The organism is Desulfomonilaceae bacterium (assembly GCA_041662605.1).
Lineage (GTDB): Bacteria > Desulfobacterota > Desulfomonilia > Desulfomonilales > Desulfomonilaceae > CAJBEZ01.
Genome location: JBAZSD010000010.1, coordinates 131,424 through 146,328, shown reverse-complemented (window position 1 = coordinate 146,328; position 14,905 = coordinate 131,424). Strand labels below are relative to the sequence as shown.

Genomic DNA, 14,905 nt, shown 5'->3' with positions numbered 1-14,905 from the left:
TGTATAGTGATCTCAACCAGTGGCCTTGGCGGGTGTATGAGATAGCTTTAGGCCATCGGCTATTGTTCAATCTGTAAAAGATACAGTCCCTGATTGTCTCAATGGAAGCCTGGAATCGTTTGAAAAACCCCGATGGACGCAACCTCAAAACACAATGACAATCCGGACACCGATAACGTCGCAATAAAACCCCATCAACAAAACCGTCAAAAAATGCGGAAACGAATCCGTGACCCCAGACTCTATTACCGTCACAGCGAGGACACACCGCTGGTCTGGTCCAAGGAAAATCTCTCCCCTTCGCAACAATCTCCTTGATGGAAACAAGAACGGAGACTATCATCAGAACACCTTTTAGGGCCAAAAGCCCGTACATGGTTCGGGCGGTAGCTCCATTAAAGCCACCGCCCTCTTTCAGTCCATCTATTCTGATACTTTTCCCCTTCAGGTCAACATATTATGAGAAAATCTCCCAGTTTCTGTCCATAGAATGTGAAAAATAACACTGTGTGTCTAATCTGACCGAGGAGCAATGCGCCGGCGAAGAAACTCTGTCTTGACGGCTGATTGATGAGCCTCTGAAAGTGGAGGGTATACATGTTGTCTCGCCCGAATATGGCGTCAAGACCTTCTTTGGCGCTATGAGCCCACGACTTGAAATCCCTTTCGTCGAAGCCACGTTTGACAACTTTCCAGCCTGATTCAAGCAACGCATCCATAACAGCTTTCACGCTCATGAGATCATCACCTTTCTTCGGCGTCAAATCGGAATAAACACCGACAAAACCTACTACAACCTAGAAATTGATTCGCTGTCGTTACCTAAGCAATATTGATGCCATATAGGCGGGCAATATGGGCCTCATCATACTGTGGGGCATGAACTGGGTTTATTAACAATTTAAATTTCTTTTTAGGCTAGAGATGGGTATGAGAAAAAAGAAGAGGGACCGGTTTACGGGGGCTAGGTTGTGGCGAATTCGCACATTGTTGTGCGTCAGCAAAATTATATCGTTAGATCAAGCCGTGAATTAATGTGCGTATAAACCACGCGAACATGTCATGAAAGAATCATTTCCGCACATTTGTATGTGGTTGGTCTGTCTTGGAGCGCAATTACGCTTCAAGAATAGAAAAAGACCTCAGAGCCCGGATGGGGGGGTTATGGGGGAGGGAGGGTGTCCACCCGGGCAGAGGTCCAAATGGGAACAATTCGGCAAAAGCCAAATCATGTTCTCACAGTTCTGAAATATAGGATAGATCCGTTTAAAAGTCAATAAAATACTTTAATAAAGCATTATATCACTTTGTTATTATTTGAATTAAATTAATTTTGTTGGTAGATTTTGCAGGTCATCCAGATCCGGACAAGCCTCGAAACAGGGTTAGCCCTATGGTGACCAGACTCAATACGATCAATATCAGTACCGAAACCCATGCGAAAGCATTGAACACCCGACCATTAGAAAAATTTCGCATCACCGATTTGTCGTTAATCAAATACAGAATGAATACGAGTATTACCGGCAGGACGATACCATTCAAGATCTGCGATACGTACATGATGGGGACGAGCGGTAAGTTGGGGGCGAGGATCACTATACCTGAGAAGAAGATTATGAAACAGTAAAGCCCATAAAACTGAGGGGCTTCCGAGAATTTTTTGTCAAGACTGGATTCCCAGCCAAAAGCTTCACAGATGGTATATGAAGTCGATAACGGCAGAATAGCCGCTGCAAATACGGACGCGTTGAATAGTCCGAACGCGAAGAGCCAAGTGCAATATTTCCCGGCCAAAGGCTCAAGGGCAAGAGCCGCCTGGGAAGCTTCCTCTATATTTATTCCCGCCTTGTAAAGGGTCGCCGCGCACGCCAGAATTATGAAGAAAGCCACCACGGAAACCGCTATTGACCCAACGATGACATCCACGCGAACCGCTCTTAAATCCTGAACGCGCAGACCTTTGTCAACGACCGAAGCCTGCAGATAGAACTGCATCCACGGCGCTATAGTAGTTCCGACGAGGCCCGTTAGCATCAAGAGGAAATTGGTGTCAAGCTGGATCGTAGGATGGCTCATTGCGCCGACGACCTCCATCCAGTCAGGCTTGATTATGAATCCGACCGCCACATAAGAGACGTAGAATACACAAGCGGTGAGAAACACCTTCTCCACGGATCTGTATGTCCCTTTAACCGCTAGCCACATCAAGAACATGATCCCAAGCGGAATGGCCAGGTATTTTGATATCCCAAATATTTCCAAAGACGCCGCTATGCCGGCAAACTCCGCAATAGTGTTTCCCATGTTGGTAAGGACGAGCAATATCATCAGGTAAAAGGTAATCTTTGCGCCGAACCGTTCCCGGATTAGATCCGAGAGTCCTTTACCTGAAACTACTCCCATCCTTGCGCCCATTTCCTGAACAATTATGAGAACGGCGGTGATGGGGATCAGCGACCACAGCAAGCTCAATCCATAATTGGCGCCGGCAAGAGAATATGTGGTTATTCCTCCTGCGTCATTGTCGACATTGGACGTTATGATTCCCGGTCCCATTAGAGCGATGAGGGCCCACAGTCTTATCAGCCTGGAACGAAAAATCTTGCTTTCTTTATTTTCTGTTTTTTCGGAATTCGACAATGTTACATTCCCAAGGGATATCATTTACCAAGATGTGGAGCGAGAATTTCCAGCAACGCCTTGAATCTTACCACGCCGGCCATTCTGTTTTCTTCATCTACGACAGGGATGCCTCTAAAACCATATTTTGCGAACAATCCGGCTAGGTCGTTTGGACCGTCGTCTATCTTCGCCGAAATTACACGAGTGGTCATGATCTGTTCAAGTGGTGTAAATATCTCATTTGAAAGCAATTCCTTCAGGTTGGTGACCCCAAGAAGCTTGCCCTGGTCATCGACTATGTAAAGGTAATAAACAACATCCATTTCATTAGCATGCCGCCTTATGTGAGCCAATGCCTCCACGATAGTCCGGTCTGGCGGCAAGGTCATGAATTGTGTCGTCATAAGTCCGCCGGCTTCATCTTCCTCATGCGCCAGAAGGCCTATAAGTTTTTCCTCATACTCATCATCCATCTCCCTCAAGATTCCTGAGGCCGTTTCATGAGGCAGGTCAGCTATGAGGTCCGCCGCTTCATCAGGAGACATTTCCTCCATAATATCAGCGGCTCTATCAGGTTCAAGTTGCCGCATGATGGAAACCTGAATCTTCGGGTCCATTTCTTCGATGGCTTCGGCTAGAACCTCTTCATCTAAAGTCTCAGCTAGGGCTGATCTTTCATGCACGTCCATGTCTTCGAGAATGTCCGCTAGATCCGCGGGGTGCAGTTCTGACAAGCGGCTTTGAGGAACCTGAAGTTTGAGGCGATCAGGATAAGCTAGAGGCTCAACGTAGTTCCACGCTATAAATCGATGTTTGAGGTCATAGTCGAAAAACCATTTACTGAAACGGACGACCGAATCCTCGAAACCTATTCTGCGCAGAAGTCCTCTCAGGCCAACGTCGACCTGCACAAGCAACAACTTGCCGTCCGACCGAACGAAGTAAAGATCATTGACCCTCTCAACTTTGGCGCCATGTACATCGACAATCTGTTTGTCCAAAAGGAAATCCCGGAGCAAAACCTCAGTCTGTCCCATAACTTTCCGTTCAACCGGAACTGGCGCCCCAGAGTCCTTTTTCACCATGATCGACGAATCGCCGAGTTCTACAACGTTATCCCAAGCCAAAAAGAAACGTAGCGTAGAGAACTTCCGTCGATATATAAGACCGACCACTTCAGGAGTGGACCTATCAAGGTCAAGTATCAAATCTGAAACTTTGCCCAACGATTCACCCGTCTCTTGGTGAACGCCGCGAATCAGCAAATCGCTGAGAAAGAAACTTTCAATGCCGATAGGCTCCACTTATCCTCCGAAGGAACCGTCATGTCGCCGCTAAATTATTTTTTGTCCGATCAGACGCTGAAAATGGCGTAAACTTATCTTTCAAACGGGCCGAAGTCCTGCCATGACGCCCCTGAAACTCGTAACTGGTGACAGTTGGCGTCCGTTGAAGACTTCCCGAGAGTTCAAAACGGGAACCAATGTGTGAGCGGTCGCGCCAGGAAACAACGTCAACCGTTTGTGGATTACTGAAACTATTGTTAGAATAAAAAAGTTTATCATGAAAAGGTTTTCTTTAGAAGAGGAACTGAGGCATAATGTAGTAAAGTTGTATGGAAAAGTGGAGCTTGTCATGCCTGTGAAAAAACAATTGGAGGTCATGCTGGCTGACGCCCCCGGCGAGCTTGCCAATCTCACTGACATTCTCAAGAATGACCACATCAATATAGAGGCGATGAGTATTCAGGACGCGAATGAGTATTTGCTCGCCTTGTATGATGTGCGAAGCCAGACTGGCCGTCGTGTGGCGCCACGCGATTACTACGAGGCCATTCTCAAGGAATCCGCAAGGTATTCAATGATCCGACTAATCACCGACAATCCTGAAAAGGCCGTCGAGTCTTTGAACAAAGCCGGATACAAAGTTAAGGCTGAAGATGTGATCGGGCTGGTTTTGGATAATACTCCGGGTATCCTCAACAAGATTTCACGAGCATTTGGTGATTCGGGCATTAACATATCCTACACGTATGGGTCCGGTTTCTCAGACAGCGAAGCCGCCTTGTTTATTTTTAAGGTTTCGGACCTTGACAAGGCGCTAGAATTGTTTCCGGATGGCACGCCGTGATTTTGCAGGTGACTGGGTTCCGGCAGCAAATGATGTCTGTCAAATGTCCGATAAGATATATTATGTTAACTGGGACGCGATAGTATAATGGACGCTCCGCTCAATGTTCAGCCTCTCTTTCCGAAGCCTCGCCTGAGCGTAGTAATTATAGCAAAGGACGAAGAGGATCGGATTCGGCGACTCTTGGACAGTGTGTCGTTTGCGGATGAAATTGTTGTTGTAGATTCTGGAAGCGCCGATAGCACCTTAGAAATCTGTCAATCTGTTGGAGCTAAAGTTTTTCATCAGGATTGGCTGGGTTATACCGGCCAAAAACAGGTTGCCATGGAATTGGCTGAAGGTGACTGGATTTTGTCTCTGGACGCTGATGAAGTCATTTCCGATTCCTCACGGGTTGAGATACTTCAGGCTATTACAACTTCCAATCCTCAAATCAACGGATTTTCATTCCCCAGGGTGAGCTGGTATTTGAATCGCTGGATTCGTCACGGTGGCTGGTTTCCCGATCGGAAAGTTCGCCTAGTCCGTAGCGGAACGTCTCGATGGGTCGGTGACAGTCTGCATGAGAAACTTGAGGTTGATGGCAGTGTGGTCCAATTGGCAAATCCGATCTATCATTTTGTGTATCGAAATGTGTTTGATCAAATCCGGACTGTGAATTCTTTTTCTTCAACCTTCGCCTCTCAAAAAAGAACAGCTTTTCCTCGTTGGTATCTAGCTTTTGGTTTTTTTCACGCTTTTGGGAAATTCCTGGAATGCGCTATTTGGAAACTTGGGTTCCTGGATGGCGCTGCAGGACTTATAATTGCAGTTAATAGCGCGTTTTACGTTTTTCTGAAACACGCTAAGGTATGGGAGGTCAGCCTCGATAGCCCGACCAAGCCTCATGATTTCTCTTAAAAGCCCCCGCTTCCAATACGTTATGTTGTCAAAGTCTCTAAACTGTATGGTCGGCGTCAAATGAAACGGATTGCCTTGGCCATAGAGAAGTTCAGCCGGTTTTCAGGGGGCGCGGAGTCTTACGCCGTAGAGCTGGCGGAAACCCTCGAACGTGAGGGTTGGGAAGTTCATTTGATCGGTAATTCCTGGGACGGAAGTCCAACCAAAGCGATTTTTCACAAAATTAGACGGTTACCGAAACTGATCCCTCCTTCATTGAGGATTTTGTATTTTGCCTCGGCGCACCGTTCTATAGTTCAGCATTTGGACGTGGACGTTATATTGGGCTTCGGCAATACTATTGAGATGAATGTCTATCAGAGTCACGGCGGTGTCCATTTTTTTAGCAGCGTCAGAAAACTTGAGGCTGTGACCAATCCTGTCATTCATATGATGAAGTGGCTTCTGGTCTTTGTCTCTCCCAAAAGCCTCGCCAGAGCCTGGATCGAAGGCGCTCCTTTTAGAAGAAAACCACGACCGATAATCGTCGCCATATCTGATATGGTCCGGAATGACATCTGTCAAAGGTATGGGCTTGAAAAAAGTGACGTTGAGCTTGTTTATAATGGCGTCAATCTTAAAAGATTTTCGCAACCGCTTGACATTTCATCTCGAAAAAACATGCGGCGAGTTATCGGTTTCTCAGATGAGGTCCTCTTTCTCTTTATGGCATATGATTTTAGAAAAAAAGGCGTCAGTTATTTACTCCAGGCGTCAGGGAAACTTTTGGAGAAGGTGGGAAAAGGGAAATTTGGCGTGGTTATTGTGGGTTCGGACCCCTCCCCTTCGCTACTTAGATCGGTCAAGGCTCTGGGACTTCAGTCAACGGTTGTGTTTCAGGGGCCAACAAGGGAACCCGAAACGTATTACAATTCCTGCGATGTATTTGTGTTACCCACATTTTACGACGCATGTTCTCTTGTGGTGTTTGAGGCCATGGCCGGGGGGCTTCCAGCGATAACTACTGTTTTCAACGGGGCGTCGGGTATTATTGATAACGGCTGCGACGGCGTTGTTTTAAATGATCCCAGAAATGTTCAAGAGATGACTGAGGCTATGGAAAGATTCTTGAATTTGGACTTCTTGAAAGAGGCTTCTCAGATGGCGCGTGAAAAGGCCTCTAAATACACTATCCAATCGAATCATGCTCGAATGCTCAATATTTTGAACCATGCCGCTGATGGGCTTTCCCAAGATTAATAAATTGAACTTAGAGCCAAAATAATGCGCGAAATGTCGCTAACAAAAATGATGTCTTGTTAGCTTTACTGAAAGTAGCGCATAATCAGTAAGTTGCCTCCTCGTTTTGAGCTGTTTTAGACTAAATTTTCTTGAAATATGTTTCACAACAGTGGCATTATCAAAAATCGCGCATTAATTATATAGGGATTAGATAAAGCGAATATGGACAGAGTGAAACATAAAATAGTTGTTTTTCATTGCAACAACCTTCGCCTTTTTTCAAACGGAGGACAAAAGGAGTTTGCCAAGAAATGGCCTGGACTGAAGTTGGTGGCTATACCGTGCTCAGGAAAGATTGAAGCTCATTTTTTGTTGAAGACTCTCTCTGCAGGCGCTCAGGGTGTGCTCGTTCTGGCGTGCGCCGAGCGGTCGTGTCAATATATTGAAGGTTCGATGCGATCCAGGAAGAGAGTCGATTACGCCCGCTACTGGCTCGAAAAACTAGGAATTGCCCCTGAGAGGATAGAGTTTGTTCGTCTTTGGCCTGTTAGCCAGCAAGCCCTGGAAGCTGTCTTGAAAGAGTTTGAAATAAAGCTCGAATCCCTTGGAGCGCTGGGCGCTCCAGAAAAAGTCCAAGGATAAAATTTAATCAGTTTTTAGATCGACTCGTATCAGCAAATTGATACGGTCAATCAGTCGCGCTTCGTCGGCTCCGTTTCCAAAGGGCCTAGAGCGAGTCGATTAAGGAGGAAATCCGTGATTGTCGCAGAATTAAAAGAAGTTGATGAAATCAGAAGGATGATTGACCGTTACTCTTCCATTCTGGTTGTCGGATGCGACTCGTGTGTGGCTGAGTGCGCCGCCGGTGGAGCGAGAGAGACGCAGCTTCTCGCCTCAGCCTTGAGACTGTCATATCTCAAGGACAACCTTCAGAAGATTATCACTGAAGCATGCATTGACAGGCAATGTGTAGACGATTTTATTGACGTCATAGCAGAGCTGGTTCCGGATCATGAGGTCATTCTGTCCTTGGGATGCGGCGCCGGCGTTCAGGCCCTTGCCCGTGTTTATACTGACAAGCCTATAATTCCGGCCCTAGACACTCTCTTTATAGGAGAGACGGTGATGAGAGGGGTATGGACAGAAAATTGTCTGGCATGCGGTCAGTGCAAGTTGGGGTATTTTGGGGCCATCTGTCCTGTAACCCGATGCTCCAAGAAACTTATGAACGGACCGTGCGGAGGTTCGAAAGGTGGTCGGTGTGAAATTGACCCGGACATACCATGCGGATGGGATCAGATCATGAAGCGTCTTGCGGCTATTGGCGAACTTGACAGACTGGGCGAGTATGTGCCGCCCGTGAATTGGTCCACATCGCATTCCGGCGGACCACGTCGTGTGATTAGGGAGGATCAAAAACCTTGAAAACAGAAAGTCTACTCGAAAAGGCTCTTGAGTCAGGAAAATTCGTTGTAACAGCAGAATGTGGGCCACCAAAAGGGGCTGACACGGAAATCCTCATAAAAAAGGGGAAGTCCCTTCTTGGTTGGATAGACGCCGTCAATGTCACAGACAATCAAACAGCCATTGTGCGCATGTCATCAGTCGCCGCGTGTTCAATACTCAAGCAGCTTGGACATGAACCGATACTTCAGATGGTTACGAGAGACCGTAACCGAATCGCGCTACAAAGTGATTTATTTGGAGCATATGCCCTTGGGGTCCGAAACGTACTCTGTTTGACCGGAGACCATCAGAGTTTTGGTAACCAAAGAGAATGTGTAGGAGTTTTTGACCTGGATTCAATCCAACTCTTGAAAACAGTTCGCGACATGAGAGAAGCAGGAGTCATTATCGGTGGTGAAGCAATTCAGGGTCCTCCAAAATTTTTTGCGGGCGCGGCTGAAAATCCATTTGCGGACCCTGTCGACTGGAGAGTAATCAGGTTGGGAAAGAAGGTTAATGCCGGAGCTGAATTTATTCAGACTCAATGCATTTACAACCTTCCCAGGTTTGAGACCTTTATGGCTCAAGCCAGAGACATCGGATTAACTGAAAAAACTTACATTCTTGCGGGTGTTACTCCGCTAAAGACTGTTGGCATGGCTCGATATATGGCCACAAAGGTTGCCGGTATGGATATCCCTGAAGAGTTGATCAGCAGAATGGCCAACACACCCAAAGAAAAACAGGCGGAAGAAGGCATAAAAATTGCCGTGGAAACAATACAGAGAGTTAAAGAAATTCCCGGCGTCGCTGGGGTTCACCTCATGGCCATTGAGTGGGAACATAAGGTCCCGGAAATTCTTCGGGCCGCGGGGATTGGTAACAGGCCGGAAGGATAAGCTTAATTCGTAAGAAGGTCCACAGCCAAACGGCTCCAAGAATTTCTAATTTTTTAGGGCCGTTACAAATCGGGTGGGTTCAGAAATGCCGAAAAAGTATCATATAGATGTTCAGCCTATCGCCAACAGGTTTCCGGTAATTGGAAGATCCGGAATTGTAGACTGGGGAGAAGGCTGCCTAAAATGCGCAAAATGCGTAAAAACGGAATGCGTATATGGAGTTTACAAGAATCGTTCCTTTTCGACTTCCATAACGGGTGACACAATTGATGAATTTTGCAAGAGTTGCTTCCGGTGCGTCCAGGGTTGCCCCAAACGACTCATTCACAAAACCATCAACCCCGAATGGGAATCCCTTGGTGATCAGCTATACAGCCCGGAGATTATCACGGCCACCTGGGAACAGGCCGCGACTGGAAAAATACCTGTTTCCGGAGCCGGGTACGGTGGTAAGTTTTCTGGGAACGGTTTTGATTCAATGTGGACCGACATGAGCGAAATAGTTCGGCCTACTCGCGATGGAATCCACGGAAGAGAGTATATTTCTACGGTCGTTGATTTGGGACGCCGCCTGGGCAAACTTGAATTCGACAACGCTGGAAAACTTCTTTCACATGCTCCCAATTCAATAAGGCTCCCCTTACCTATCGTCTTTGATGTTTTTCCTTTCGGCGATTTGTCCCCCAGAGTTTTGTCAGCCGTGGTTACCGCCGCTGCCCGTCTTGAAACTATTGTGTTCATGCCGTATGAGGAAGCCCTCAGTTATTCAGATTTTACCAGTCAAATTGTACCTCTAATAAGCGCCGACCATATCAATAAGGCCAATCTGGGTAATTTTGGAATGATTGAATTAACAGACGGCCATAAAACGATTGAATTTTTGAGTTCCTTGAAAAAGGATTTTCCAGACCTGTTGGTGTCGGTCAGAATGGAAGCGCAATCGTCGCCGGACAGTATTCGGCGAATGTTGGAATACAACAGACTACAGGCGGACGTTATCCATTACGTAGCTGATGAAACAGGATACGAACCCGGCGTGGCCGACGGGTTGCACATTAAGGACGTAATCAAGGAGATCAACGCTGGGCTCTTAAGAGAAGGATTAAGGGACCAGGTCACATTCATAGCTTCCGGTGGGATCGCTATGGCTGAACATGTGGTCAAATCTATTCTTTGTGGGGCAAATCTCGTTGGAGTGGACATCCCCCTTCTTATAGCCCTTGAATGCCGGGTTTGCCGAAATTGCAAAGATGGCCTGACTTGTCCGGTTTCGATTTCTAAGATTAACCCAACCTGGGGAGCCCAGAGGATAGTGAATCTCATTGGAGCCTGGCACAATCAATTGCTGGAAATGATGGGGGCTATGGGAATTCGTGAAGCCAGACGTCTCCGTGGAGAGAGAGGCCGAGTCATGTTTCGGGAAGATCTCGAAAACGACACGTTTGCCCAACTATTTTCCGATCGGAATTCTTAAGAGGTTTCAGATAAATGCATTATAGGAATATATGGAACGAGACGCCGCAACCCAATGTCAAGCACACCCCTTCGCGTTTTGGAAGGGCGCTGGGCAAATACACGGTGAGAGTTCTGGATGCTTGCACTGACTGTTTAAAGTGCGTTGCAGTATGTCCCCAAGGTGTATTCCAGACTAGGGGAAATCGTTTGACAGCGCCTCTCGATCATTTCTGTCTTGGACGTGACTGCGCTAACAAAGCTAACCGATGTGTTAAGAACTGTCCCGCAGACGCCATAAGGGTCGGACTAAATCCCAGCTCTAAAGCCTTAGGAGACTTTCGTTGGACCCCTGATCTGCTTATGAGCACATGGCATATGGCTGAAACAGGGAAACTTCCTCCAAATGATCTGGAATACCGTATTGGGGGATCTGAAGGGGGATTCGATAAAATCCGTTTTCGATTTCCCGAGACTCCGCCGATTCCTGATATGGATCGATCCGAAATAGACACATCCGTCCCGCTGAATAAGAAGAGCGACGGGCGATTTGACATAGTGATACCTATCCCGATCTATGGTGGTGGGATGTCGTTTGGCTCGGTCAGCCAAATAACGATGTTGAGTAGAATCAGGGCCTTTGCGGCTTGGGGCTCCTTCACGTGTACAGGCGAAGGAGGATACCCCGAAGCGCTCTACCCCTTTGACGACCACATTATAACTCAGGTCGCCACAGGTCTTTTCGGGGTCAAAGAAGAGACCATACAACGAGTAAAAATCGTTGAATTCAAATACGCCCAAGGAGCAAAGCCGGGTCTTGGCGGTCACTTGCTAGGCCCGAAAGTGACTGAGGCGGTTGCTCGAATTCGAGAGACTGTCCCTGGTTCTTCCCTCTTTAGCCCCTTCCCCTTCCATTCTGTATACTCTGTTGAAGATCACAAGAAACACATTGATTGGATTAAGGCTATCAATCCGAAAGGTTTGGTGTCCGTCAAGGTATCCACTCCATCTGATGTGGACATGGTGGCTGTTGGTTCATACTACGCCGGGGCCCACATTGTCCATCTCGATGGGTCTTATGGAGGAACCGGCGCTGCGCCGGATGTGGCAAAAAAGAATATTGCTATGCCGATAGAGTACGCAATTCCAAAAGTACACAACTTCCTTGTAAATGAAGGTGTAAGGGATTCGATAACGTTGATAGCTTCCGGGGGTATTCGCACGGCTTTCGACATAGCCAAGGCAATAGCTCTAGGCGCTGACGGCGTGGTAACAGGGACTCCCGAACTTGTGGCTTTGGAATGCGTAAGGTGCCACAACTGCGAAAGCGGTAGAGGTTGCGCTAGAGGAATAGCCACCACTGACCTGGAACTTGTGGGGTTGATGGAGCTTGAGTGGGGCACTCAGCGGATCATCAATATGCTGAGTTGTTGGAGGGATCAACTCCGAGAAATTCTTTACAGACTGGGTCTGCGAAGTGTCAGAGAACTGGTTGGGAAAACTGAAGTTTTAACTCACTTGGATTATAGCTCCTCCAGTACCGATGACGATATCCGATCCAGCTTGGTTTGAGGTTGAATTATGCGCACATCAGAATATGCTAATCAAATACTGGCTTCCCGAATCCGTGAAATGGGAATGTCGGACTTTACAAAGTTGAATAAAGGAGAAGACGAGGGAGGTTGTGGAGTTACTGGCTTCGCTTCAACTATTCCTCTGGCCGGACGTCACATTTTTGAACCCTCTTCCCGGATGCACAACAGAGGAAACGGCAAGGGAGGGGGAATCGCTGCTGTAGGTATGGACCCTAATAAGTTAGGTGTAAGTCGCGAAGTTCTTGATTCACATTACATGCTTCATATCGCCCTTCTCGAACCCCAGTGTCTCGCTTCTCTTAAAGATTCATTTATAGCTCCATTCTTTGACGTCGCCAAAGAGGAAGTATTGGATCATTTGTCCGACTTCCGTGAGCTTGAAGGGCTGGAAGTCAAGCCGCCTGATATCTGGCGGGCGTTTGTGAGAGTCAAACCCACCGTGATAAAAGAATTCGCGGCTAAAAATGGTCTTAAGGGTTTGTCGGAACGAATGCTTGAAGATGAGTTTGTTAGCCGAAACTCCGTTCAATTGAACAAACAGTTTTATAGTTCACTAGGAGAAAAGCAAGCATTCGTACTGTCTCATGGTCGGAACGTCATGATCCTGAAAATAGTAGGCTATGCCGAAAACGTTGTGCGTTATTATAAACTGGATGATTTTCCCGCCCACGTCTGGATAGCTCATCAGCGTTATCCTACCAGGGGGAGAGTCTGGCACCCGGGAGGCGCTCATCCGTTTACCGGGCTAAATGAAGCGCTTGTGCACAACGGAGACTTCGCAAATTACCACGCGACTTGCGATTATTTAAAGCAGAGAGGCTACGTGCCTCAGTTTATGACCGACACTGAAGTCAGCGTCATGCTTTTCGACTTATGGAATCGCGTTTACGGTTATCCGTTGGAAGTCATAATTGAAGCCTTGGCTCCTACAGGAGAATTGGACTTCGACCTTCTGCCTCCGGAAAAACAGGCCCTGTATGAAGCTGTGCAGTCCACACATATTCAGGCCTCTCCTGACGGCCCATGGTTCTTTATCATAGCTCGAAATATTCCAGACCAAAACACTTTTCAATTGATAGGCATTACCGATACAGCGATGCTAAGGCCACAGGTGTTTTCCATATATGACGGAGAAGCCCAGATTGGGTTGATATGTTCCGAAAAACAGGCCATAGACGCCACGCTTAGGTCTATTTCCTCTGAAGACCCTCGGTTTTGCCCGGTTGCCGATAAGTATTGGAACGCGAGAGGTGGTTCTTCTAGTGATGGCGGAGCGTTCATGTTCAACGTGAGCAAAACAGGTAATGGAGGACACGAACTTCGCTGTTATGACAAATTTGGGCATGAAGTAGCCGCTGAGAAGCGGCAGTCGATGGATATTACACAGTTAGTCGCTAAGCCGCAGGACTCTGAAGATATTTCTGAGAAACTGCAACACGCCCTGATTCAAAAAGAAGCCCACGCAATTTTTAGGCTGTTCGAAAAGGAAGCGTCAGTTTGGGACTACAATACGATACGTTGGGTTCTTTCGGAACTGACAAAAAAGGCAATCAAGAACAAAGATAACGTTCCCACTGTAATTGAGTCCTTAACCCTGTTGCTGGACAGACGAGTTCCCTTGGGGATCAAGAAACGGTCCGCTCTAGTCCAGGTTTTAATTGACAGGCTCAACGAGATTTTCAGGTCTTTGCCGAAGATTACCGAGACCACCAAGATAGGTCATTACAGCCTTATCGACGCGTCTAACAGATCAGGTCTTCGTCCTCCGATCGCTGTAGAGAGAATCCTGGTTATAGACGGTAAAGATTTTGACCCTGAAGGCGACAAATGCGACGCAGTGTTGTTAGCAGACGCATATAGGCTAGGGTGGAGAAAATTTATAGTGTTCGATCTTAGAGGTCAGCGCTTTGAAGGCTGTGGATTTGGCTCCATGACTTCAGGGGTTAGAATGGATCTCTTTGGATCCTCCGGCGATTATACGGCCAGTGGCATAGATGGTATGGAAATCTACATCCACGGTAACGCCCAGGACCAGATAGCGCAAATCATGAAAGATGGACTTTTGGTCATTCATGGTGATGTAGGACAGTGCTTCATGTATGGCGCCAAGGGTGGATCGGTCTATGTTTTGGGCAATGCTGCCGGACGTCCCCTGATCAATGCTGCCGGACACCCAAGAGTTGTCATTAACGGAACCGCGCTGGATTTTTTGGCCGAGAGTTTCATGGCAGGAGACCCGCTGAACGGAGGCGGATTTGTTATATTGAATGGTTTGACCATGAATGAAGACGGAGTCATCAGTTTCCTCGACAGGCCTTATCCGGGATCCAACCTCTTTTCCCTAGCGTCCGGCGGCGCTATTTATGTCAGGGATCCACATCGCTTAATCGTCGCCGAACAACTAAACGGAGGTTCCCTGGCTGATTTGAGCCAAGAGGATTGGCAGCTCATTTTGCCCTATCTGAAGGAAAACGAAAAACATTTTGGCATATCAGTTGAACAGCTCCTGACAGTCGACGGAGTCGCGCTTGAGCCAAAGACCGTTTACAGAAAAGTGGTCGCTGTTCCTCTATCAGTGTTGACTCAGATTCCAAGCACTGATGATTCAGTCTGGGACGCTGACGCCGCATGACAAAC

The 14,905-nt window shown here is 47.3% G+C and carries 13 protein-coding genes; 9 read left to right on the top strand and 4 right to left on the bottom strand.

All coding sequences use genetic code 11. The features are described from left to right. The 4 genes from WC647_10385 to WC647_10370 form a co-directional block, all read right to left on the bottom strand. A partial coding sequence (locus tag WC647_10385; protein ID MFA6222705.1) for a hypothetical protein occupies positions 1–376 on the bottom strand: 376 nt, incomplete at its 3' end. Positions 377–449: 73 nt separating this feature from the next. After that, positions 450–737, bottom strand: coding sequence for a hypothetical protein (locus WC647_10380; protein MFA6222704.1), 288 nt, complete (start codon positions 735–737; stop codon positions 450–452). Between the two features lie 616 nt (positions 738–1,353). After that, positions 1,354–2,643, bottom strand: a complete 1,290-nt coding sequence (locus WC647_10375) for an Nramp family divalent metal transporter (GenBank protein MFA6222703.1) — start codon at positions 2,641–2,643, stop codon at positions 1,354–1,356. Between the two features lie 20 nt (positions 2,644–2,663). Next, complete coding sequence (locus tag WC647_10370; protein MFA6222702.1) at positions 2,664–3,929, bottom strand: CBS domain-containing protein; 1,266 nt, start codon at positions 3,927–3,929, stop codon at positions 2,664–2,666. A gap of 331 nt (positions 3,930–4,260) precedes the next feature. On the opposite strand from WC647_10370, the gene WC647_10365 reads away from it, so the two are divergent. The 9 genes from WC647_10365 to WC647_10325 all read left to right on the top strand — a co-directional run bounded on the left by WC647_10365 (position 4,261) and on the right by WC647_10325 (position 14,900). Then, positions 4,261–4,755, top strand: a complete 495-nt coding sequence (locus WC647_10365; GenBank protein ID MFA6222701.1) for a hypothetical protein — start codon at positions 4,261–4,263, stop codon at positions 4,753–4,755. Between the two features lie 87 nt (positions 4,756–4,842). Beyond that, positions 4,843–5,655: a glycosyltransferase family 2 protein gene (locus tag WC647_10360; GenBank protein MFA6222700.1), complete on the top strand. Its 813-nt coding sequence runs from the start codon at positions 4,843–4,845 to the stop codon at positions 5,653–5,655. A 60-nt stretch (positions 5,656–5,715) separates the two neighbouring features. Next, positions 5,716–6,894 (top strand): glycosyltransferase family 4 protein, encoded by a 1,179-nt coding sequence (locus tag WC647_10355; GenBank protein ID MFA6222699.1) that lies wholly within the window; start codon positions 5,716–5,718, stop codon positions 6,892–6,894. 204 nt (positions 6,895–7,098) lie between these two features. Continuing rightward, positions 7,099–7,518, top strand: a complete 420-nt coding sequence (locus WC647_10350; protein MFA6222698.1) for a hydrogenase iron-sulfur subunit — start codon at positions 7,099–7,101, stop codon at positions 7,516–7,518. A 114-nt stretch (positions 7,519–7,632) separates the two neighbouring features. After that, positions 7,633–8,301: a methylenetetrahydrofolate reductase C-terminal domain-containing protein gene (locus tag WC647_10345; GenBank protein ID MFA6222697.1), complete on the top strand. Its 669-nt coding sequence runs from the start codon at positions 7,633–7,635 to the stop codon at positions 8,299–8,301. Beyond that, entirely contained in the window at positions 8,298–9,221 is a 924-nt protein-coding gene (locus tag WC647_10340; protein MFA6222696.1) for a methylenetetrahydrofolate reductase, read from the top strand. Before WC647_10345 ends, WC647_10340 begins: the two co-directional genes overlap by 4 nt. A gap of 85 nt (positions 9,222–9,306) precedes the next feature. After that, complete coding sequence (locus tag WC647_10335; GenBank protein MFA6222695.1) at positions 9,307–10,695, top strand: glutamate synthase-related protein; 1,389 nt, start codon at positions 9,307–9,309, stop codon at positions 10,693–10,695. A 14-nt stretch (positions 10,696–10,709) separates the two neighbouring features. Then, complete coding sequence (locus WC647_10330) at positions 10,710–12,245, top strand: glutamate synthase-related protein (GenBank protein MFA6222694.1); 1,536 nt, start codon at positions 10,710–10,712, stop codon at positions 12,243–12,245. A gap of 9 nt (positions 12,246–12,254) precedes the next feature. Next, positions 12,255–14,900: a glutamate synthase gene (locus WC647_10325; protein MFA6222693.1), complete on the top strand. Its 2,646-nt coding sequence runs from the start codon at positions 12,255–12,257 to the stop codon at positions 14,898–14,900. Positions 14,901–14,905 lie beyond the last annotated feature (5 nt).